Source organism: Rhizobium sp. 16-488-2b (genome assembly GCF_017741815.1).
Classification (GTDB): Bacteria; Pseudomonadota; Alphaproteobacteria; order Rhizobiales; family Rhizobiaceae; genus Rhizobium.
In genome coordinates this window covers 142021-165027 of sequence record NZ_JAGHMF010000017.1, presented here as the reverse complement: position 1 = coordinate 165027, position 23007 = coordinate 142021, and the positions used below count along the sequence as shown (strand labels likewise).

Annotated in this window: 18 protein-coding genes; 14 read left to right on the top strand and 4 right to left on the bottom strand. The window is 61.9% G+C overall.

All coding sequences use genetic code 11. The features are described from left to right. Nucleotides 1-104: 104 nt before the first annotated feature. The 7 genes from J5286_RS17180 to J5286_RS17150 all read left to right on the top strand — a co-directional run bounded on the left by J5286_RS17180 (nt 105) and on the right by J5286_RS17150 (nt 8878). Nucleotides 105-2150: an O-linked N-acetylglucosamine transferase, SPINDLY family protein gene (locus tag J5286_RS17180; protein WP_209191421.1), complete on the top strand. Its 2046-nt coding sequence runs from the start codon at nt 105-107 to the stop codon at nt 2148-2150. Nucleotides 2151-2217: 67 nt separating this feature from the next. Then, nucleotides 2218-3375, top strand: coding sequence for a UDP-galactopyranose mutase (glf, locus tag J5286_RS17175; protein WP_209191420.1), 1158 nt, complete (start codon nt 2218-2220; stop codon nt 3373-3375). 147 nt (nt 3376-3522) lie between these two features. Then, entirely contained in the window at nt 3523-4023 is a 501-nt protein-coding gene (gene msrB, locus J5286_RS17170) for a peptide-methionine (R)-S-oxide reductase MsrB (RefSeq protein ID WP_209191419.1), read from the top strand. After that, the gene (gene msrA / locus J5286_RS17165) at nt 4020-4751 is read left to right on the top strand and encodes a peptide-methionine (S)-S-oxide reductase MsrA (RefSeq protein ID WP_209191418.1); all 732 of its coding nucleotides are present in this window, start codon (nt 4020-4022) and stop codon (nt 4749-4751) included. The genes msrB and msrA overlap by 4 nt, the downstream gene beginning before the upstream one ends. 319 nt (nt 4752-5070) lie before the next feature. Continuing rightward, nucleotides 5071-5772 (top strand): gluconate 2-dehydrogenase subunit 3 family protein, encoded by a 702-nt coding sequence (locus tag J5286_RS17160; protein WP_047513995.1) that lies wholly within the window; start codon nt 5071-5073, stop codon nt 5770-5772. A gap of 5 nt (nt 5773-5777) precedes the next feature. Next, nucleotides 5778-7547, top strand: coding sequence for a GMC family oxidoreductase (locus J5286_RS17155; RefSeq protein WP_112945301.1), 1770 nt, complete (start codon nt 5778-5780; stop codon nt 7545-7547). Nucleotides 7548-7558: 11 nt separating this feature from the next. Continuing rightward, a complete protein-coding gene (locus tag J5286_RS17150) occupies nt 7559-8878 on the top strand; it encodes a cytochrome c (protein ID WP_209191417.1) in 1320 nt (439 codons plus the stop codon). 120 nt (nt 8879-8998) lie between these two features. Here J5286_RS17150 and J5286_RS17145 read toward each other — a convergent pair whose 3' ends face one another. After that, nucleotides 8999-11560 carry a GcvT family protein gene (locus tag J5286_RS17145; protein WP_209191416.1) on the bottom strand — a complete coding sequence of 854 codons (2562 nt, stop codon included), beginning with the start codon at nt 11558-11560 and terminating at the stop codon, nt 8999-9001. Nucleotides 11561-11836: 276 nt separating this feature from the next. Between J5286_RS17145 and J5286_RS17140 the strand changes: the two genes are divergently transcribed. Together J5286_RS17140 and J5286_RS17135 are read left to right on the top strand one after the other, a co-directional pair. Further along, nucleotides 11837-12865, top strand: coding sequence for a CorA family divalent cation transporter (locus J5286_RS17140; RefSeq protein ID WP_026282729.1), 1029 nt, complete (start codon nt 11837-11839; stop codon nt 12863-12865). Nucleotides 12866-13025: 160 nt separating this feature from the next. Further along, on the top strand, nt 13026-13514 hold the full coding sequence (locus J5286_RS17135) for an RrF2 family transcriptional regulator (RefSeq protein WP_209191415.1): 489 nt from the start codon (nt 13026-13028) through the stop codon (nt 13512-13514). Nucleotides 13515-13676: 162 nt separating this feature from the next. Here J5286_RS17135 and J5286_RS17130 read toward each other — a convergent pair whose 3' ends face one another. Next, on the bottom strand, nt 13677-14720 hold the full coding sequence (locus J5286_RS17130) for a porin (protein WP_209191414.1): 1044 nt from the start codon (nt 14718-14720) through the stop codon (nt 13677-13679). A gap of 341 nt (nt 14721-15061) precedes the next feature. Continuing rightward, a complete protein-coding gene (locus tag J5286_RS17125; protein WP_209191413.1) occupies nt 15062-16150 on the bottom strand; it encodes a Rossmann-fold NAD(P)-binding domain-containing protein in 1089 nt (362 codons plus the stop codon). Nucleotides 16151-16419: 269 nt separating this feature from the next. Between J5286_RS17125 and J5286_RS17120 the strand changes: the two genes are divergently transcribed. From J5286_RS17120 to J5286_RS17100, 5 genes are all read left to right on the top strand, one after another. Further along, on the top strand, nt 16420-18471 hold the full coding sequence (locus J5286_RS17120) for an NAD(+) synthase (RefSeq protein WP_209191412.1): 2052 nt from the start codon (nt 16420-16422) through the stop codon (nt 18469-18471). A gap of 150 nt (nt 18472-18621) precedes the next feature. Beyond that, the gene (locus tag J5286_RS31540; RefSeq protein WP_280638479.1) at nt 18622-18753 is read left to right on the top strand and encodes a hypothetical protein; all 132 of its coding nucleotides are present in this window, start codon (nt 18622-18624) and stop codon (nt 18751-18753) included. A gap of 31 nt (nt 18754-18784) precedes the next feature. Further along, nucleotides 18785-19057 (top strand): hypothetical protein, encoded by a 273-nt coding sequence (locus tag J5286_RS17110; protein ID WP_209191411.1) that lies wholly within the window; start codon nt 18785-18787, stop codon nt 19055-19057. A 113-nt stretch (nt 19058-19170) separates the two neighbouring features. Next, a complete protein-coding gene (locus tag J5286_RS17105) occupies nt 19171-19638 on the top strand; it encodes an RrF2 family transcriptional regulator (protein ID WP_209191410.1) in 468 nt (155 codons plus the stop codon). A 273-nt stretch (nt 19639-19911) separates the two neighbouring features. After that, entirely contained in the window at nt 19912-20649 is a 738-nt protein-coding gene (locus J5286_RS17100; protein ID WP_209191409.1) for a metallophosphoesterase, read from the top strand. On the opposite strand, the gene J5286_RS17095 is transcribed toward J5286_RS17100, so the two are convergent. Continuing rightward, nucleotides 20646-23003 (bottom strand): polysaccharide biosynthesis tyrosine autokinase, encoded by a 2358-nt coding sequence (locus tag J5286_RS17095; protein ID WP_209191408.1) that lies wholly within the window; start codon nt 23001-23003, stop codon nt 20646-20648. The genes J5286_RS17100 and J5286_RS17095 overlap by 4 nt on opposite strands. Nucleotides 23004-23007: the final 4 nt, after the last annotated feature.

Below are 23007 nucleotides of genomic sequence, written 5' to 3'. Positions count from 1 at the left end.
CAATCAGCCAGCCCGACGCAAGCTCTATCCGGTAGCAAGGAACCCGACGCTTTCATGCGTCTGTTGATCTCAGGCCATCCGGCCACCCTTGCCGTAGGACGTCCATGAACGCGAACACCGCAATTGCATCGAGCCAAGTCTCTCCAATCGCAAACATTTTGGAGCAGGCACGCCATCAACGCCTGTCGCTTGGCGACCTGATCGCCATCGCGGAAGGTCTCGCGAACGCCGATCAACGGCAGCAGGCGGCCGAGCTCTACAAGACGTGGATCGCGTTCAACGACAACAATCCGCTGCTGCATCTCGCCTATTTCAACTATTCCGTGGTGTCGCGTAATGCCGGCGACGTGGCCGGCGCGATCAGCGCGCTGCGTGCCTGCCTGAAGATCGATCCGCGTTTTGGCCCGGCGCATATCAACCTCGGCCGTGCGCTTGAGGATTGCGGTCTCGGCCATCAGGCCGTCGAGCAATGGCGCAGCTATGTCGAGATGACCAGCGACATTACCAGCGAGCGCATCGAGCATCGGCTGATGACGCTCCAGCACATCGGCCGCGTTCTTGAGGGCGGCAACGTGCTGGAGGCTGCCGAAACCACGCTGTGGCAGGCGATCGAGCTGCAGCCAAACCGGCCGGAAGCCGGCCAGCACTGGACGTCGCTGCGCCAGCGGCAGTGCAAGTGGCCGATCCTGACGCCGTCGATTCATGTCAGTGCGCGGCAGCTGCTCGACGCCATGTCGACGCTGACGCTCTCCTGCTACGCCGACGATCCGCTTTATCAGCTGGCCAAGGCCTATCGCTACAACAAGACGCTTGTCGGTCGCCCGAACCTTTCGGCCTTCCCACGCAAGTCCGCGCGCGTGAAGACCGGCACCGGCCAGCGCCTGCGCGTCGGCTATGTCTCGTCGGATCTGCGCGATCACGCCGTCGGCTTCGCGCTCAGCGAAGTGCTGGAGCTGCACGACAAGACGACGGTCGAGATCTTCGGCTATTACTGCGGCGAGCCGCGCACCAATGACGCGACGCAGGAGCGCATCAAGGCGGCTGTCGATGGATGGCGCGATATCAGCGCGCTCAGCGACACCGATGCCGCCAACCTGATCCGCAAGGACGAAATCGATATCCTGATCGACGTCAACGGTTACACCAAGCATGCCCGCACGAAGCTGTTCGCCTATCGTCCGGCGCCTGTTATCGTGAACTTCTGCGGCTATCCCGGTTCCATGGGCAGCCCCGTGCACCAGTACATGATCGCCGACGAGACGATCGTGCCTGTTGAAAACGAGATCTACTATACGGAAAAGGTCCTGCGGATCGCCTGTAACCAGCCGATCGACCGCAAGCGCCAGATCGCCGCGCAGCCGACGCGCACGCAGGCGGGTCTCCCTGAAGATGCTTTCGTCTTCGCCTGCTTCAACGGCATGCAGAAGATCAGCGAGCCGTGCTTCGCGCGCTGGATGACGATCCTGGCTGCGACGCCGGGCAGCGTGCTGTGGCTGCTCGCGGCTGACGAGGCCGTGAACGACCGCCTCGTGCAGGCCGCCGTCAAGGCCGGCATTGATGCCAAGCGGATCATCTTCGCGCCGAAGGCGCCGAACGCGCATCATCTGGCGCGCATCGCGCTGGCCGATCTCTTCCTCGACACCTTCCCCTACGGCGCGCATTCGACCGCGGGCGACGCGATCACCATGGGTCTGCCGGTTCTGACCGTTCCGGGCAAGAGCTTTGCCTCGCGCTTCTGCAACAGCATCGTTGCCGCCGCCGGCGTGCCGGAGCTCGCCTGCAGTGGGCCTGACGATTACGTTGCGCGCGCTATCGGCTTCTTCAAGGATCGTGCAAGCCTGGCCGCTATCCGCCAGTCGCTGAAGGACAAGCGCGAGGGCAGTGCGCTTCGGGATATCCCGGGTCTCGCCCGTCGCCTGGAGGAGCTGTTCTGGCAGATGCAGGGCGAAGCCGAGCGCGGCGAGACGCCGACGCCTGACCTCAGCAACCTCGAGGCCTATTACGAGATCGGCGCCGAGCTGGTGCAGACCCTCAGCGAGTTCGAAGACGATGCGAGCTATCGCCGCCACTACCGCGAGAAGCTCGCGCAGTGGAACGACTACGCGCCGCTCGCCATCGATACGCGCCTGTGGACCGAGCCGACGGCTTAACGCCGCCGGTCCATCCTCAAGGGGTTTCAACTTGCCGCAAGGCCACAGGCAACGGGTGCTTTAGAGAATGCAGGGGAATGGAAAGATCGTGATCGTCGGCGCCGGACTATCGGGCGCCGTGATCGGGCGGGAACTGGCGCTGGCGGGACACAAGGTCGAGATCCTTGATGCCCGTGACCACATCGCCGGCAACTGCCACACCGAGCGTGACGCCGATACCGGCGTGATGGTGCATGTCTACGGACCGCACATCTTCCATACCGACGATGCCGAGGTCTGGGACTACGTCAACGGCTTCCAGACCTTCATGCCCTACAAGAACCGGGTGAAGACGACCAGCAAGGAGCGCGTTTATTCGCTGCCGGTCAATCTGCACACGATCAACCAGTTCTTCGGCAAGACGCTGCGCCCGGATGAGGCGAAGGCGTTCATCGAGGAGCAGGCCGACAAGACGATCACCGATCCGCAGACCTTCGAAGAGCAGGCCATGCGCTTCGTCGGCAAGGATCTCTACGAGGCCTTCTTCAAGGGTTATACCGAGAAGCAGTGGGGCTGCTCGCCGACCGAGCTGCCGGCCTCGATCCTGAAGCGGCTGCCGGTGCGCTTCAACTATGACGACAACTACTTCTTCCACAAATTCCAGGGCATGCCCGAGAATGGCTATACCGACATGATCGGCCGAATTCTCGACCATCCCAATATCACGGTGAAACTGAGCACGCGGTTCGAGCGCGCCGAGCATGAGGATGCCAGCCACGTCTTCTACTCCGGCCAGCTCGACGGCTATTTCGACTATGAGGCGGGGCGGCTCGGCTACCGGACGCTGGATTTCGAACGCTTCAGCTATGATGGCGACTACCAGGGCTGCGCGGTCATGAACTACGGCGACGCCTCGGTGCCGTTTACACGCATCACCGAGCACAAGCATTTCTCTCCGTGGGAAGAGCATCAGGGTTCGGTCTGCTACCGCGAGTTCTCGCGCGCCTGCGGGCCCGACGACATTCCCTATTATCCGATCCGGATGGTCGAGGAGAAAGAGCAGCTGGCGCAATATGTTACGCGTGCGGAGAAGGAAGATGGCGTCACCTTCGTCGGCCGCCTTGGCACCTATCGCTATCTCGATATGGACGTGACGATCCGCGAGGCGCTCGACACGGCGCGGCTCTATCTCTCGACGCTGTCGGAGAGCGCCCGCATGCCGGCTTTCCTGCATCGTCCGGTCTGACCGGGCGTCGCTTCTCGCTTCGATGTTTTCAAGGCGCTGGCTGTGAAGTCGGCGCCTTTTTCGTTTCCTGCATCAGGTGTGTAACAAAACCGCCGTCCGGCTCGTAGATGCTGTCAGTAACGCGAACGCCATTTGGGAGACCGCGAGATGCTGAACAGACGTCGACTACTCTTTAGTACCGGCCTTGCCGCGATCGGCCTGCCGCTTGTCCTCGGACGCTCGAAGAGCGCTGCCGCTGAAACCTTTGCCGTCAATCACAGCGATGCCGAATGGCGGCGCAAGCTGACAGCGGATCAGTATGATGTTCTACGCCATGAGGGGACCGAGCGGCCCTTTACGAGCGCGCTGCTGCATGAAGAGCGCAAGGGCAATTTCGCCTGCGCGGGTTGCGAGCAGGATGCCTTCTCCTCGGCGACGAAATTCGACAGCGGCACGGGGTGGCCGAGCTTTTGGGCACCGCTCGACAGGCATGTCGTCGGCACGACGCGCGACACGCAGTTCGGCATGGTGCGCGAAGCGGTGCATTGCGGTCGCTGCGGCGGCCATCTCGGCCATGTGTTCGACGACGGACCGAAGCCGACCGGTCTGCGTTATTGCCTCAATGGCGTTGCCTTGACCTTCCATCCGACAGAGAGGAAAGCATCATGAACAGTCACGGACTATCCAGAACACGGCGTCCGATTCGAGCGGTCGCTTTTGGTGTCGCCGTCGCACTGGCGGGCGGGTTGGTGCTGCAGCTGACGCCATCAGTGGCTAAGGAAGTGCATGTCATCCCGCCACCCGCCCTCGACGAGCCGGCAGCAAGCGGGCGCGAAACGGCAACTTTCGCTGGCGGCTGTTTCTGGGGCGTGCAAGGCGTGTTCCAGCACGTCAAGGGCGTGATCAGCGCGACATCAGGCTATGCCGGCGGGGCGAAGGCGACCGCGCAGTACGAGACCGTCAGCGGCGGTGATACCGGCCATGCCGAGTCCGTTAAGGTCGTGTTCGACCCGAGCAAGGTCAGTTACGGCCGGCTGCTGCAGATCTACTTCTCCGTTGCGCACGATCCGACGCAGCTGAACCGCCAGGGGCCGGATACCGGCACGCAGTATCGCTCGGCGATCTTCCCCGCCAACGATGAGCAGGCCAAGGTGGCGAAGGCCTATATAGACCAGCTCGACCATGCCAAGGTTTTCGACGGTGCGATCGTGACGAAGATCGAGCCGGGCAAGAGTTTCTATGTCGCGGAGGGGTATCATCAGGACTTCCTGACTAACAATCCTGATTATCCCTATATCGTCATCAACGACCTGCCGAAGGTCGCCGCGCTGAAGCAGCTATTCCCCAGGGATTACAGCGAAAAGCCGGTACTGGTCGCGGCCGCCGGGTCGAACTGAGGACCGCCTGAAACGAACAGCAAACGCCCGCCCGGTTTCCAGCGGGCGTTTGCGTTCAGCTGCATGGCCTCATCACCTCGTTATACCTGAGCAGAAAATTCCACAAATAAAGAGTTCCATGCGTAAAATATCGCGCCATAGTTTGAACATGTGCAAAATAGTTCTCGTTTTCAGGTAAAATAGAACCAGTTTTCACTTCCCGGTGCTTGTCACTCGGCTCCAGCGGGCGTACGGCGCTAAGCGTCAAATTGCCCTGCGCTGAATTGACGCTTCAGCAAAACTTGAGCGACCGACTCCCACGGTCGTGAAGGAGCCAATCATGAGAGACCTCCCGGGCCTGCCGTCCCGCAGAAGCTTCCTGAAAGCTTCCGCGGCGACCGCGGCTATTGCCGGCATTGCCGGTGCAGCAAAAGCCGAAACCAAACCCGAACCCGCCGCGCTCACCGAATACAAGCCAGACTGTCTTCAGCCCACGGAGTGGGCCTTCGTCATGGCTGCGGTCGCGCGTTTGATTCCGTCGGAGGGCGATGGCCCCGGCGCGATCGAGACGCGCGTTCCCGTTTTCATCGACAAGCAGCTCGCCGGCGACTACGGCAAGGCGTCGGACTGGTACATGGTCGGCCCGTATGAGCCGGCGGCTAGCCCGCTGCGCGGCTGGCAGACCCCGCTCAACCCGCTGGAAACCTACCAGCAGGCGATCCCGGTGTTCAACGAGTGGTGCAAGCAGACCCACGGCAAGATCTTCGCCGAGCTTGACCCGGAAACGCAGGACAAGGCGCTCACCTCGCTCCAGAAGGACGAGATGAAGATCAAGCCGGAGCTGCGCGAGTTCTTCTCGATCCTGCTCGCCAACACCAAGGAGGGCTACTTCTCCGACCCGATGTATGGCGGCAACCATGGTATGGCTGCCTGGAAGTATATCGGCTTCCCGGGCGCGCGCGGCTCCTACAAGGAGTGGGTCGGCAAGCATAACGTCAAGTATCCGCTTGGCCCCGTCTCGATCTCCGGCGAAAGGGGCTAACGATCATGGCACGCACAGAAAAGAAAAAAGACGTCGTTCTCGTCGGCTTCGGCTGGACGGGCGCGATCATGGGCATCGAGCTTGCCAATGAAGGCCTCGAGGTTCTGGCGCTGGAGCGCGGTCACGATCAGGCGACCGTTCCCGACTTCCAGTACCCGAACATGATCGATGAGCTGAAGTACGGCATTCGCTACGGCATGATGGAAAAGCCGGCGAACACGACGGTCACCATTCGCCGTTCGCTGGATGAGACCGCGCTGCCTTACCGCAGCCTCGGCACCTTCCTGCTCGGCACCGGCGTCGGCGGCGCCGGCACCCATTGGAACGGCCTCAACTGGCGTCCGATGCAGTCGGAATACCGCCTGAAGTCCTATGTGACCGAGAAGTTCGGCGCAGGCGTCATGACCGAGGACATGACGATCCAGGACTATCCGATGACCTATGAAGAGCTCGAGCCGCATTTCGATCGCTTCGAGAAGGTCGCGGGCATTTCCGGCCAGGCCGGCAACGTCAACGGCAAGATCGTCGAGGGCGGCAACCCGTTCGAGGCGCCGCGTTCCAACGACTATCCGATGCCGGCCATGCCGTCGACCTGGGATGGGGTGAAGTTCCGCGATGCGGCGAAGGCTGCGGGCTACCACCCGTTCCCGAGCCCTGGCGGCATTGCCTCCAAGGATTACGTCAACGAATACAACATGCAGATGGGCCCGTGTAACCATTGCGGTTTCTGCGAGCGCTACGGCTGCTACAACTATTCGAAGTCTTCTCCGCAGACGGCCATCATCGACGCCCTGAAGCGCAAGAAGAACTTCGAGTATCGCGTCAACTCGGAAGTGCTGCGCGTCGAAAAGGCCGAAGACGGCAAGACCGCGACCGGCGTTACCTATTTCGACCACAAGACCGGCGAAGAAGTCTTCCAGCCGGCCGACCTGGTGATCCTGACCGCCTTTGCGCTGAACAACGTGCACCTGATGCTCGTCTCGGGCATCGGCCAGCCCTACGATCCGAACACCAACGAAGGTGTCGTCGGCCGTAACTATGCCTACCAGATCACCGGCGGCTACACGCTGTTCTTCAAGGACGAGGAATTCAACCCGTTCATCGGCACGGGCGCCAACGGCTTCTGCATCGACGATTTCGGCATCGACAATATCGACTTCGCCAAGGAAGGCTTTGTCGGCGGCGCCTACTGGCGTGCCGGCCAGACCAACGGCCAGCCGGGCCACACCATGCCGCTTCCTGCGGGCACGCCAAGCTGGGGTGCAGGCTGGAAGAAGGGCATCGGCGAATGGTATGGCCATGCGATGAACATCGGCGCCCACGGCTCCGTCATGTCCTATCGCGGCCACTATCTCGATCTCGACCCGACCTACAAGGACCGCCACGGCCGTCCGATGCTGCGCATGACCTATAACTGGCACGAAAACGAAATCCGCCAGACGCAGTTCATGAAGTCGAAGATGGAACCGATCGCCAAGTCGATGAACCCGACCACGATGCAGGAAGGTTTCAAGAAGGAAGGCGCCATGTTCGACGTCCGTCCTTACCAGACCACCCACAATACCGGCGGCACGGTGACCGGCGACGATCCGAAGACCTCGGTTCTCAACCGTTATCTGCAGTCCTGGGATTGCCATAACGTCTTCGTCATGGGCGCCAACGTCTTCCCGCAGAACACGCAGTACAACCCGACCGGCATGGTCGGCGGTCTGGCCTACTGGGCGGCGCATCACATCCGCAAGGATTACCTGCCCAACCCGCGGCCGCTGGCATAAGGAGAACAGAGATGAAAACCTTTCTCCGCATCATCGGAACGCTGGTCGTTCTGGGCGTTATCGCGCTCGTTGCCTTCATCTTCGTGCCGGTGCAGCGTACCGGCCCGACCGCTCAGCTCGCAGCCGACTTCAAGCCGGCCAAGGGGCAGGGTGAGTATGTCATGCGCGCCGGCGACTGCATGGCCTGCCACACCAGCGAAGGCGGCAAGCCCTTCGCCGGCGGCCGCGCCATCCAGAGCCCGATGGGCACGATCTGGACCACCAACATCACGCCCGACAAGGACACCGGCATCGGCAACTGGACGCTCGCCGATTTCCGCGCTGCCCTCTACGACGGCGTGACGCCCAACGGTACGCATCTCTATCCGGCCATGCCTTACGAGAACTACCGCAAGCTCTCGGAAGAAGATGTCGTGGCGCTTTACGACTACTTCATGCATGAGGTCGAGCCTGTCTCGAACAAGGTGGAGGAAACCAAGCTTTCCTTCCCGTTCAACATGCGCTTCGGCCTGCGCGCCTGGAACTGGCTGGCTGCCAGCTACGCGGCCGGCTTCAAGCCGGAGCAGGGCGAGGACGAGCAGTTCAACCGCGGCAAATATCTGGTTGAAGGCGCCGGCCACTGCGCCGCCTGCCACAGCCCGCGCAACCTGTTCATGGCGCAGGACGGCATCGACAATTCGTCGAAGGCCTTCCTCTCCGGCGGCGAGATCGACGGTTTCACGGCCCCTGATCTTCGTGGTCCGGCAAGTGGTCCGCAGACGTGGAGCACCGAGCAGCTGGCGGCTTATCTCTCGACCGCTCGCAACGCTCACTCGTCGGCAACCGGCGAAATGATGCTCGTCGTTCGTGACTCGCTGCAGTACATGAGCCACGACGATAACCTCGCGATCGCCACCTATCTGAAGAAGATCGGTAACGCTGGTGGTTCGGCTTCGACCGCACAGCCGGAGAAGGCAGAGGTGACGGCGACCGAAACGCTGCTTTCGGACGCCAAGCCCGACATGCCGCTCGGCCCGCGTCTCTATCTCGACAACTGCGCCGCCTGCCACATGGTGAGCGGCAAGGGCGCCGGCGAGACCTTCCCGGCGCTCGATGGCAACTCGCTGGTTGATGCCAAGTCGCCCAAGGGCCTGATCAGCGTGATCCTGCACGGCGCCGAACTGCCGTCGACGCCGGATCGCCCGATGAAGCTACGCATGCAGGGCTACGAAAACCGCCTGTCGGACGACGAAGTCGCCGCACTCGCGACCTTCCTGCGCGACGGCTGGCACAACAAGGCCGCTGCCGTAACGGCCGCCGACGTGACCGCCGTTCGCGGCGAGAAGCACTAGGATAAGAGGCCGGCAGCGCGAGAGTGCTGCCGGCTCTGTTCGTGAGACTGGACATGAATCAGCCCGCGGGAGAGATCCCGCGGGCTGTTTTGTTTCGGACTTTCTGAGCCGGGGCCTAAATCAGGTGCGCGGCTTCAGGTTCTCGGGGTCGTAGATCGGCTTGTAGCCGACGCTGACCACTTCGACCGGATAGGTCTCGGCGAAATACTCGACGTTCAGCTTGCGGCCGACCTGGCAGTATTCCTGCGGCAGGTAGGCGAGCGCGATGTTCTTGCCGACGGTCGGGCCGTAGGCGACCGAGGTCGTGTAGGAGATGCGGCCGAGGCTGTCGACCAGCGACTTGCCTGTTTCCGGATCCATGACCGGCATGGAGCCGACGGGGTAGCGCTTGACGCCCTTGCTGTCGGTGTTTTCGGTCATGACGAGGGTGCAGAGCATCGCCGGCTGGTGTTCGCGGGCCTTGTATTCCAGGTGCTTGGCCTTGCCGCGGAAATCGGCTTCCTTGACCTTCGGGCGGGCGAGATCGGCTTCCAGCAGATTGTACTGGGTGAGCAGATCGCCGTTCTGCAGGCGCAGCGACTTTTCCATGCGGCGCGAGTTGGCGTAGGTTTCGACGCCGAAGGGCATGACGCCGGTGGCGCGGAGCGCATCCCAGACGGCCAGGCCATCCTCGTACCTCATGTGCAGTTCCCAGCCCTGTTCGCCGACATAGGAGATGCGGAAGGCTGTGACCGTCTTGCCTGCGATCTCGATCGGCTTGATGGCCGCGAAGGCGAAGTTTTCGGGATCGAGCGCTGCCGGATCGGCGACCACCTTCTTCAGCGTGTCGCGGGCATTCGGGCCCCAGATGCCGATCGTGATGAACTTTTCCGAGACGTCGGTGATCGTAACGTCGAGGCCGCGATCCTCGGCGACGCGCTTCATGTAGTGGAAGTCGCGCGGGCCGGCGTCGGCGCCGTTGATGAGGCGGCAGCGGTCGGCCATGCGGATGACGGTGAAGTCGGCGCGCACCATGCCCTCGTCGTCGAGGAAGTGGGTGTAGATGCCCTTGCCGATGTTGGCGTCACCGCCGATCTTGGCGGCGCAGAGCCACTCAAGCAGCTCGACATGATCGGGGCCTTCGATGTCGACCATGTGGAAGTGGCTGAGGTTGACGATGCCGCAATCCTCGCTCATCGCCAGATGCTCGGCGTTGGAGACGCGCCAGAAGTGGCGGTTGTCCCATTCGTTTTCGCGCACGGGAACTTGGGAACCGTATTTCTCCAGCAGGTGTTCGTTGGCCTTGTAGCCATGCGCACGCTCCCAGCCGCCGAGCTCCATGAAGTAGCCGCCGAGTTCCTTTTCGCGCTCGTAGAAGGGCGAGCGCTTGGCGTTGCGGCCCGACGCGTAGGGTTCGCGGGTGTGGACGGCGGGGAAGTAAATCTTCTGCGCTGCCTCATAGCAGCGGCCGGCGATGAAGTCTTCGGTCAGCTGGTGCGGGTAGAAGCGGGAATAGTCGATCGAGTTGTGGTCGATCTCGGTGCGGCCGTCTGTCATCCAGTCGGCGATCAGCTTGCCGTAGCCCGGGCCGTCCTTGACCCAGATGGCGACGCAGTACCAGAGGCCGCGCACCTTCTGGCTTTCGCCGCAGGACGGGCCGCCGGCGGCGGAGACCTGCAACAGGCCGTTGAAGGAATGGCCTTCGTTATAGCCGAGTTCGCCGAGGATCGGCGTCAGCTCCATGGCCTTTTCGAGCGGCTCGAGGATCTGCTCCATCTCAAGGTCGCGCTGCGAGGGCGAGAGGCGCGCCTCGTGCTTTTCCAGCAGTTCGCGCGGGTGGCACATGCGCGGATTCGTGGTCTCGTAATAGCCCCACTCGATCTGGCCGCCTTCGGTGGTCTTCGGGTCGCCAGTGTCGCGCATATAGGCGGAGTTGCCCTGGTCGCGCAGCAGCGGGTAGCCGATTTCCTTGCCCGTGCCTTCGAACTCGTTGTAGGGGCCGAAGAAGGTGAGGGGGTGATCGACCGGCATGACCGGCAGGTCCTCGCCGACCATCTCGGCGATCAGGCGGCCCCAGAGGCCGGCGCAGACGATGACGTGATCGGCCATGATGGTGCCGCGATGGGTGACGACACCCTTGATGCGGCCGCCCTCGACGATCAGCGACTGGGCCGGCGTGTTGCCGAACATCTTGAGCTTGCCGGATTTCTCGGCGGCATCGACCAGCTTACCGGCAACGGTCTGCGAGCGCGGAATGACGAGGCCTGCGTCGGGATCGAACATGCCGCCCTGGACCTGATCTTCCTCGATCAGCGGGAACATTTCCTTGATCTCAGCAGGCGAGACGTAATGCGCCCGGGTGCCGAAGGCCTTGGCGGAGCTCAGCTTGCGCTTGATCTCTTCCATCCAGGCGTCGTCGCCGGTGCGGGCGACTTCGAGACCGCCGATACGGGAGTAGTGGCCCATCTTCTCGTAGAAATCGATCGAATACTGGGTGGTCCAGACCGAGAGATAATCGTGCGACGTGGTGTAACAGAAGTCCGAGGCGTGGGCGGTCGAGCCGATGTCGGTCGGGATACCCGACTTGTCGATGCCGACGATGTCGTCCCATCCGCGCTCGATCAGGTGATGGGCGATGGATGCGCCGACGATGCCGCCGAGACCGATGATGACGACCTTAGCCTGCTTAGGAAACTCTGCCATTGAGTGCGACCCTGATTGAATATTGAGATCGGATTTTAGGGATAGAAACGCGACGTGTAGAGCCTGTCTACGACATAATTATCAAACTGCACGACCAGAGGCATGTGGCTTGTGGATGACGGGTGCGGGTGGCGCGGGCTTCCGCTGCCTTCGAGAGCTGACCGGTCGCTGCCGGACAGGGTCGATGTTGCGTCGTTTCCGCGACATGTTAGAATCCCTCCTAATATTCAGAGACTTGGCTCTATTTCCGTCACCCCCGGCGGGCAAGGACCGGCAATGAAGACTGCGAGTGCGCCGATGGCAAGCTACGGTGTCGAACCAGGGATACGCTTCGCGTTGCTCCTTGATGGGCGAGGCGGCTGCAGGCAGATCGACATGGATGATGTCTGCGCCTGGAAGCCCGGCGATGGCGTGATCTGGCTGCACCTGGAGCGCGATCATCCGGCGGCCGCCGAATGGGTGAACGCCAAGGGCGGTTTCGATAGCTTTGTGGCCGAAGCGCTGCTGGAGGAGGAGACGCGGCCGCGCGTCGAGCCAGTCGATGATGGGCTTCTGATCATCCTGCGCGGCGTTTGCGCCACCGCCCCCGACGAGGCCGAGGAGCCGCATTCCGGGCTCGATCTCGTGCCGCTGCATCTGTGGGTCGATGGCAATCGCGTCGTCTCACTTCGAGATAGCGGGCATTACATCACGGCACTTCGCGATATCAGGGCGGCGCTGGAGAAGGGTAAGGGGCCGCAGCGCAGCGGCGATCTGCTTGCGCTGATCGGCGAGAAGCTGGTGCGCGATCTCGAGCCGGTTCTCGACGGAATGGACGAGGAGGTCGATGAGCTCGACGAGATGATCTTTCACGGCGAGGCGAGCGAGGTGCGCGAGCGGCTGAAGCTCTTGCGCCGCCGTTCCGTGCAGCTGCGCCGCTATCTGGCGCCGCAGCGCGACGCGCTGAACCGTATCGAGCACGACGACGCGCCATGGCTGCTCGAGCGCGATAAGCTGAGGCTGCGGGAAGTGATCGACAAGCTGATGCGCTTCATCGAATATCTCGACGCCATCCGCGACCGGACGGGCATTCTGCACGATGACTTGTCGACCGTGATCAGCGAGCGCATCGCGCGCAATTCGAACCGGCTGGCGGCTCTTGCGGCGCTGCTTCTGCCGCCCAGCGTGGTGGCCGGGCTGTTCGGGATGAATGTCGGCGGGATACCCGGGGTCAACGATACCTGGGCGTTTATCGTCATCGTTGGTTTCGTGACGATCACGTCGATCGCGACGCTGTGGGCGCTCAGGCGGATCGGCTGGCTTTAGCTAAGAGTGGTAGCCGGGTATCAAACAAGTGTGATTTAGGATCGGCTTCATTGACAATGCAATTTCAGGGGAAATATCACTTCCTCTACCGCTGCAGCGTGTGGCTCAGTCTATCCGTGTCCCCGCCACCTGTTGCATTCAACCAAGGCTGAAGATCAGCATGATCGATACGCGTTTTTCCACGGCGATGCAGATCGTCGTCAGCGTCGCCGTCAACGACGAAGCAGACATGCGCTCGACGAGCCAGTCGCTGGCGGTGGGGCTCGATACGAATGCGAGCTTCGTGCGCAAGCTGCTGCCGCCGCTGACGGAGAGCGGCATTCTCGTTTCTGCGGCGGGGAGCAAGGGCGGGATCAGGCTCGCGCGGCCGAGCAACGAAATCCTCCTCAGCGAGATTTATGCTGCCGTGACCGGAAGCCGGAAGCTCTGGGCGACGCGCCATGAAATCCCGCATGCGGGTCTGGTGGGCGAGAATATCGGCGATCTCTCCGAATATCTCTGTGACCGGGCGGAACAGGCTGTTGTCGACATGCTGGGAGCGATGACGGTCGAGGATAGCGTGGCGGAGTTGCGTCGTCTCGATGGGGAGCGGCATAAGCTTGACGCGGCCGATACACCTGCGGCCGATCGGCGCGATGCCGCGGAATAATCCATTCAACCAATAGCAAAAGGTGGCTCAGCAGGGAAACCGCGCCACCTTCCGTAAACTGATCGGAGGTCAATCTGATCAGAAACTTCTGAATCGGGCGCCATTCCCGTCCACGCCGGATCAAAAGACCCGGCGTGATCGAAGAGTGGCGCCCGAAGATTATTAGAACGCGCGCTGCAGGCGGAAGAAGCCCGTCGTTACGTCCTTGGCATTGTCGGCATCGAGATAGTTGACGGTTGCCTTAGCGTAGAAGTTGTCAACGATCTGGTAATCAACCGTCAGACCAACCTTCCAAGCGTCGTTGTTGGTGAAGGCGGTGTTGCCGCTGACCGGCAGGTAGTTGTTGTAGTACTGAACGGCAGGCGTGATCTTCAGCTTGTCGGTCGCCTTGATGGCGTACTCAGCAGCGAATACCCATTCGGCCTGGCTGTAGTAAGCGTTCAGGTTCGAGGAGTAGATGCCTGCGAGGCCGAGAACGCCAGGACCGATTGCAACGGTACCCATGGCGCGAACAGCGCCTTCTTCGTTGTCGGTGTCGTAGCCAGCGGTGATCTGGTACGTGAAGATACCAGCCTTGCCGCCGACGCCAACTGCAACGCCAAAGTTGTTGGAGCGTTCGCCGGTCTTGTAGAGGCTGTCTTCCAGCTCGTCGACGCTGATGCCAGCGTAGAAGCCGTCAGCTTCGTACTGGTAACGCAGCGAGTTGTGCAGGGTCTTGCCAGAGCCGAGGTCATCGGTTTCGCCCGAGAGACCATCGTCCCACCAGCTGTAGAACAGACCAGCGCGGATGCCGGCGATGTCGATGTAAGCGGAGTCGAGGACAGTAGCCTGCGAGGAAGCGTTGTCGGCATTCGCCTGCAGAACGATGACGCCGGTGAGCGGGCCGTATTCAGTGTCGCTCTTGGCGGTGAACTGAACCTGACCGCGGGTGTACATGTCCCAGTCCGAACGGTTGGCAACCGAGGTGCCGCCAGCGGTTGATGCGCTGGCGTTCGGGCCGGCGTTGATCTGGGTACGGATGTAACCGCTGACCTTGAGGCAGGTTTCCGTGCCCGGGATGTAGAAGTAGCCGGTGCCGTAAGCGTCGCAAACGCGAACGTATTCTACAGCTTCCGGTTCAGCAGCGACGATAGCGTCTGCAGCCTGAGCGCCCGATACGGCGGCGAGAGCCGCTGCCGAGCTGATGAGCATCATACGAATAGTCATAGTTGAGTCCAATCTATTTAGGATTGGGCACAGGTCACTGTTGCCGAAAACGGCCCTACCTACCCCAATTTAAAAGCAAGCCCTCACGGGGACGTGATGTCTCCGTGGCCGGCAAATTACATTTTGGCTTAAATGTATCAATTACAGATACAGTCATAATTCGTTATATTTGCGATGCAAAAAGATGGTGTTGCAGAAAGGCAACTTTTGTGACGGCGGCAACGGGTCGGCGATGGCTCGATCTTAAAAATCGAACCATCTCAATAGTATATGGCGGAATGCTTATGCACGTCTGTCGTGCTGCGGTGCAATAATATGACCGAGTTACAGTTGTCCTTCGGTCATGACGCGGCGCTCACGCCTGCGAATCGCTCGCCACTGAGGTGGCTGGTCAGCAGGTCTCTGCCGTCAATTCGCAGGCGGCCGTCTGGTGTCGTCACGCGCTCCAGCAGCCTGCGCACGCCTTCGCTGAACAGGCGGCTGGATTGGTGTGCGTCGACACTCGCTAAAGTAGTCGTTCCGAGAATTCTGATGCCGTTACGGGCGACGATTTCGTCCGCCTTGGTCATCGCGCAGTTGCCGCCGGCGGCGACTTCGAGATCGATGATAACGGTGCCGGTCGTCAGGAGTGGAAGCGATGCGTCGTCGATCAGAATCGGTGCAGTGTCGACCGCGCCGCCAGCGCTGGACACGATTAGCTGCATTTCGCGGAGCTGGCCGGCAAGTTGCTTGCGGCTGGCGGCGATCAGGGCGTCGCCTGTAGAGGCGCGCGAATGCCTGAGTGCCGAATCCATCGTCACGAATTTCGCGCCCAATGTCTCTGCTCGTTCGCGTTCGTCGTCCGTGAAGCCGAAGAGATAGGTGAGGGCACCGAGGCGCTTGGCCGTGGCGATCGCCTGCATGGCGGCCGCGCCGGCGCCAAGCGCCGCCATCTTGACCGGACGCGCCTGGGAGCCGTCCATGACAAGCATCGGGTGGCCGATGCCGAGTTGACGGGCGCCTTCGAGAACCGCGGCATGGCCGCAAATGGTCGCCTGTCGTGTCGCCACGTCCATGCTGCCGGCGTCCGCAATACCTTCAAGGCGCGCGAGGTCGAGCAGGAGGCTGCGGGTTACCGGCTCGCTGGCGTCAAGCGGGGAGCCGAGGAAGATCAGGGTCGGGGATCCGGCGAAGCCGCGCACGTCCAGCGGTTTGCGGATGCTGACTAGGAGATTGCAGTCGCGCGCGATCGTCTCGCGGTTGGCGGGCTGTGCGCCTGCAGCGATATAGGCCTCATCCTCGTAGCCAGCGGCCGTGCCGCAGCCGCGTTCGAAGCTGATGGTCAGGCGTGCCGATAGGCTGCCGACATCCTCGGGCGTCAACACCACGCGCCGCTCGCCGGGCACAGTTTCCCGGAGCAGTCCAGCGTGGACGGGAGCGAGGTTTGGCATTCAGAACTCTGTTGGTGAAAAACCGAAGGGCGCGCGCGGTCGCTATAGGGCGCTGACCTCATGGTTTTATGACAGTTTTGTAATTTTTCACCGATGATCGCGATATATTCGCGATGTGTACAACTTCAGGTGAAATTCCGGTTGAGACATGTTCCAGAAGTTTGCAAGAATGAGCCCGGCAGGGGGCAGCATTGCAAAGAGATGCGGTTTTGCGCTGCCGCATTTGGATGTAATGATCCTTGCGAAGCGCTTGGCTGCTGGAGGCATTCGTGAATTTCTATTCGGTCTATGATCAGGGATTTGTCCGCGTGGCGGCTTGCACGCCGATCTGCGAGGTCGGCGATCCTGATTTCAATTCGAAGGCGACGCTGGATATGGCGCGGCAAGGCCATCAGCAGGGCGTCGGCCTGATGGTGTTTCCGGAGCTTGGAATCTCCGGCTATTCCATCGACGACCTCCTTGGACAGGACGCGCTTCTGAAGGCGGTGGATGCGTCGATCGCCGAGATCGTCGCCGCCAGCGCGGCACTGACCCCGGTTCTCCTGGTGGGGGCGCCGCTGCAGCACGAGGGGCGGCTTTATAACTGCGCCATTGCCATTCACGCCGGCCGCATCCTCGGCGTCGTACCGAAGGTGCATCTGCCCAATTATCGCGAATTCTACGAGAAGCGCTGGTTTGCGTCCGGGCGCACCGTGCGCGGCCAGGCTATCCGGGTCGCCGGCGAGACCGTGCCTTTTGGTATCGACATGATCTTCGCGGCCGAGGATCGGCCCGATTTCACCTTCCATATCGAGATCTGCGAGGATCTCTGGGCGCCCGCCGCGCCGAGCGATTTCGGTGCGCTCGGCGGTGCGCTCATCCTGACCAACCTGTCGGCCAGCAACATCACCGTCGGCAAGGCGGAAACCCGCAAGCTGCTCTGCGCCTCGCAATCGTCGCGCAGCCTGTCCGCCTACATCTATTCGGCCGCGGGGCCGGGGGAATCGACGACGGATCTGGCGTGGGACGGACAGGCCTGCATCTACGAGCTTGGCTCGATGCTATCGGAGACCGAGCGTTTCCCGATGACGTCGCAGATGTGCGTTGCCGATATCGATGTCGAGCGGCTGCGGCTGGAGCGTTTGCGCACCGGGACCTTCAACGACGCCGCGACGCTCAACCTGACGCCGGATCGCGCGTTCCGGCGTATCGGCTTCCAGTTCCAGGCGCCGCAGGACGATATCGGGCTGGAGCGTGATGTCGCGCGCTTCCCGTTCGTGCCTGCTGACGAGAGCCGGCTGGATCAGGATTGCTACGAGACCTTCAACATCCAGGTGCAGGGCCTGATGAAGCGTCTGCGCTCGACGGGGATCAAGCGGCTTTGCCTGGGCATCTCGGGCGGGCTTGATTCCACGCATGCGCTGCTGGTGGCGGCGCGCGCCTATGACAAGCTCGGCTGGCCGCGTTCCGATATCTTGTGCTTCACCATGCCGGGCTTTGCCACTGGCGACGAGACCAAGTCGAACGCCTGGGCGCTGATGCGCAGCATCGGGGTGACGGCGGAAGAGATCGATATCAAGCCGCTGGCGCTGCAGTTGCTGCGGGATCTCAAGCATCCGTTCTCCGGCGGGCAGCCGGTCTATGACGTGACCTTCGAGAACGTGCAGGCGGGTCTGCGCACCGACTTCCTGTTCCGCGCCGCCAACCAGCGCAATGCGCTGGTGCTTGGCACCGGCGACCTGTCGGAAATCGGTCTGGGGTGGTCGACCTATGGGGTCGGCGACCAGATGAGCCATTATAATGTCAATGCTTCCGTGCCGAAGACGCTTATCCAGCACCTCATCCGTTGGGTCATCCGCACCGGCGATTTCGACGCCGATGCCAAGGCGACGCTGGAGCGCATTCTGGGCACGCTGATCTCGCCGGAACTCGTTCCCGCCGACGAGAACGGCGTGATGCAGAGCACGGAAGACAAGATCGGCCCGTACGATCTGCACGACTTCGCGCTGTTCTACACCACCCGTTTCGGGCTGCGTCCGTCGAAGGTGGCTTTCCTTGCTTATTCCGCCTGGAAAGATGTCGACGCCGGTGTCTGGCCGCCGCATTTCCCCGAGGACAAGCGCCGCGCCTTCGATCTTCCCGTGATCAAGAAGTGGATGGAAACGTTCCTGTTCCGCTTCTTCACCATCAGCCAGTTCAAGCGCTCGGCCTCGCCGAACGGGCCGAAGGTCACCTCGGGCGGTTCGCTTTCGCCGCGCGGCGACTGGCGCGCCCCGTCCGATGGCAATGCGCGGATCTGGATCAAGGAGCTGAAGGCCAACGTTCCCGACGTCGTGAACTGACGGAGTTGGCGGCGGCATCCTTGCCGAAGCGTGCCGGTGGCACACATAAGAGAGCATAGCTTACGGAGGTAGATGCTCGTGGAGTGTGATGGTCCTGACGAACCGTTGCGTTACGAGATCCGGCGCGAGCCCTCGGGGCGGTGGACGGTCGTGGATTCGATGACCGCGCTGCCGGCGGCAAGCGACGGGCGCGACCTGGTCGGGCTTTCCAGGGAGGACGCGCGCGATATCGCCGAAGAGCTCAACCGGAGCATCGCGCAGGGTCGTGATCCGTTGATCTGACCACCGGCGCGGAACCCGCTGGAGATGCGATATGGCGGATCATGACGATCGCCGGAACGATCAACGTCTGGCCAATCAACGTTCGGCGGATCAGGCCGCTGACAAGCCCGGTCGTCTGGATGACAGGGAAGAGCGCATGCTCAGCGAAGGCCGCAGGCTTTCGGCATGGGCGCTGATCGGTGCGGCCGCCTTCGTGATCGCGATGATCGCGCTCGCTTTTGCCGTTTTCAAGAGCGATGGCCCCAATCCAGGTGCCGCGACGTCGCCTCCAGCCGTAAATAGGCCGTCTTCCGAGGGGCCATAGGGCAACACTTCGCCATATATACTCTATAAACGATGTCATTTGTTGTCTCTTCACGGATTCGGCGCTATGCCCTGCCGGATAGGGGATCACGTGAGGAGCGTAAGGTAGTCGGAATGCTGACGAAAAAAGGAAAATACGGCCTGAAGGCATTGGTTGATCTCGCACGGCTCGCACCGGGCGAAACCGCGTTCATCAACGATGTGGCGGCCCGCAACAATATTCCGAAGAAGTTCCTCGACACCATCCTCCTCGAACTGCGCAATGTCGGCATCCTTCGCTCGAAGAAGGGGCCGGGCGGTGGCTACTCGCTGTCGCGGCCGGCATCCGAAATCCGCATCGGTCATGTGATCCGCACGCTCGACGGTCCGCTCGCCCCGATCCGCTGCGCAAGCCGCACTGCGTTTGAAGCCTGCGACGACTGTTCCGATCCCGAGACCTGTCAGGTGCGCCGGTCGATGACCAATGTGCGCGACGCGATTGCCGACATCCTCGACAACATGACGCTCGAGCAGTTCGTGGCATCCGGCAACAACAACAAGTGGACCGAGAGCGACGAGACAGCGCCGATGTCGGTCGCCTGAGGGACGGCGTTTCGCACCACACTCCAATTTCCGATGATTTCGGCCATGCGACCTGTCCCATGACGTGCTGTCGATTCATAGGATGCTCACTATATGGTGAGGGGATGGTCTTCGCGGGGTTGCTGCGCGAAGATAGCGCGTGTTTTTTAAGAAATAAGAGTGTTACTGACATTCCATTGCCCGCGTGGGCGCTGTCTTGGGTCGTGTTTGCCGCTGCCTGAATGAAAGGCGCTGCCCTCGCGACCCATGACATAATGCAGCATGAGGTACCATATGCCGTCGAACCCTCGCACACGGCTCCAGCTCGATCCCGGCGATATGCCGATCTACGCGATTGGGGACATTCACGGCAGGCTCGATCTTTTGCGACAGGCCGAGCAGGCGATTTTCGACGATGCATCGCGCCTGCCGGGGCGCAAGCTCATCATCACGCTCGGTGACTATATCGATCGCGGGCCGGCCTCGGCGCAGGTGATTTCGTACCTGATGCAGCCGGTGCCTGAGGATTTCGATCGCATCAGCCTGACGGGCAATCATGAAATGATGATGCTCGACTATATCGACGGCAAGATGTCCTACGACAGCTGGATGATGACCGGCGCGGATGCGCTGCTGCATTCCTACGGCATCGATCCCAACCAGATGCCGGGGCTGTTCCGCACGGCGTCGAAGCGCGATGCATTCATCCGCGATTCTTTGCCGAAAGCGCATATCGAGTTTCTGCGCTCTCTGCCGATCCTGATCGACACGCCGGCGGTGCTTTTCGTGCATGCCGGCATCGATCCGGCGCGGTCGATCGACAATCAGCAGGATGACGATCTGGTTTTCATCCGCCACCGCTTCTTCGAAAGCGATCTGCCGCTGCCGAAGCTCATCGTTCACGGACACACGCCGGTCGATCAGCCCGACGTGCAGGAGATGCGGCTCAACCTCGACACCGGCGCCTACCGCAGCGACAGGTTGACTGTCGCGCGGTTATGGCAGGGCGAGGTACGCCTTTTCTCGACTTAAGCGTCCGCTTCGGCGGTTTCCCGCATCTTCGGCGTCTCTTCGGTGTAGTAGCTCGTGTACTTGTGGCGGTACCGCTCGGTGCCGCCGAAGTTGGTGAACTTGCCGAGTTCGGCCATGTCGGTCTTGTTGAGGATCACACCAAGGATCTTCGACTTGATCTGCGGCTCGGCGTTCAACACGTCGCGCACCAGGTTGGTGGGCGTCGCACCCCATTCGGTGACGAACAGGAAGCCGTCAACCTGCGGCGCGAAGGCCTTGGCGTCGATAACAGGGCCGAGTGGCGCAAGGTCGACAACGATGTAGTCAAACATCTTGCGGGCGTTTTCCATCAGATTGAACATGCCCTGCGAGGCCAGCAGTTCGCTGGTGTGCATCAGGTTGTCATTGGAGATGACGGGCAGGATCGCGAGCTTGGTGGTCGGATCGACCTTCACGGCGCCGGCCCACGGGATTTCACCCAGAACGGCTTCGACGAGGCCATGCTGCGGCGGTGTCTTCAGCATGCGGGTCAGGCCCGGATTGCGAAGGTCGGCGTCGATGAGGAGCGTGCGCTTGCCGCTTGAGGCGAGCAGTGCCGCGAAGTTGGCGGCCGTCGTCGATTTGCCTTCTCCCGGCATCGCCGAGACGACGCCGATGACGCGGTCGGAGCGACCCTGGAACATGACGTCGCTGGCAAGCTTGGCGTTGCGGAGCGTTTCGGCGAAGACCGAGCGCGGCGCTTCGAGAACGACACGCATGATGCGCTCGAAGGTGGCGCCATCGTCACCGACAGGATCTCCGGGCTCAGGGGCGAGCTGGCTCGGGTTTCGGAAGATCTTCCGTTCGCGCGGCGGCTTGCCGACCAGCGGCAGGTAGCCGAGAAACTTCAGGCCGAGAATGGTGCGGACATCGCCTTCGACGCGGAAGAAGCGTTCGCGGAATTCCTGGAACACGACCAGACCACCGCCGGCCATGAGGCCAAGAACGATGGCGAGGCCGAGCGTCATCGTCCGCTTCGGGCTGGACGGCGAGACCGGGATGCCGGCTTCGGAGATCACGCGGGCCTTGGCGATCGGGAAGGACTGCTGCTGCGAGGCCTCTTCATACTTGCCGAGGTAGGATTCGTAGAGCGTCTTCAGCGCAGATGCGCGCTGTTCCAAGTCGTTCAGCTGGACGATGGACTTGTCGGCCTCCGAGTTCTTGCCGGTCAGGTGATCGATGTTCTGGCGCAGCGACGCTTCGCGCGAACGGGCAACCTCGAATTCATTGCGGGCGTTCGAAGCGAGCTGCTGCAGTTCCTGGAAGATCTGACGGGTCAGATCTTCCTTTTCCGAGCGGAGTGCGACCGCCTGCGGATGATCGGCGCCGAAATTCGTCGTGACTTCCTGCTCGCGCTTGCTGACATTGATGTAGCGCGTGCGCAGATCCTGGATGACGGAATTGTTGGCCTGGCCGGACGAGATGGCGGCGTTGTTGACCGCACCCTCAGGGCCGAGATCGATGATCTGCTTGAACTGGTTGTAGCGGGCAGAGGTGCTGGCGGCGTCCGACTGGGCAACGATCAGCTGTTTGGTGAGGTCGGCCAGCTGCTGTTCGGACATGAGCTCGCCATTGGCCGACGTCAGGCCGTTCTTCGCCTTGAAGTTGGCGGCCTCGAGCGCTGCCTGCTGCGAGCGTTCGCGCAGGTCGGTCAGGCGCTGCTGCAGCCAGACGGAGGCGCTTTCGGTAGCGTCGAAATTGGCGTTCAGCTGGTCGCTCAGATAAGCGGTGGCGTAGGCCTTGGTGATGCGGGCGGCGAGCAGCTTGTCGGTCGAGCGGAACGAAACGGCGAGAACCGCGCTTCGGTTGACGCGCGAGACGGCGACTGCTTCCTGAATGAGGGCGGCGGCCTTCTGGCGGCGGCCGGCGCGGGCGTCGTCCTCGGAAACCGGAGGACGGCCGGGGAGGACGGCGCTGGCGAGCAGCTTGACGCCCGACTTGATCAGGCCAACAGGGGAGGCCGGCGGATCGAGGATGGTGGCGTTGTCCTGCAGGTTCTCGGCATCGACGACGCGCAAAGCGAGCTGGTTGGACTTCAGGATTTCGACCGCGCTGGCGATCTGCATGTCGACCTGCTGGGAGTTCGCCACCGGCGTGGCGTCCTGCGCGTACTTGGTCATGCTGTCATCGAGCAGGATCTGCGTCATCGACGTATATTGCGACGTGGAGAACAGCAGATAGATCACCGCCAGCGTCACTGTCACCCCGACGCAGAGCGCGATCGAGCCGACGCGGCGCATCAGGATCGCGATCAGGCGATCGATGTCGATGAAGGAATCGGAGTCGTCGGGCGCTTTTGGCAGAGAGCTGTGCAAGGTGAGGTTCCGTTGGTTCATGGCT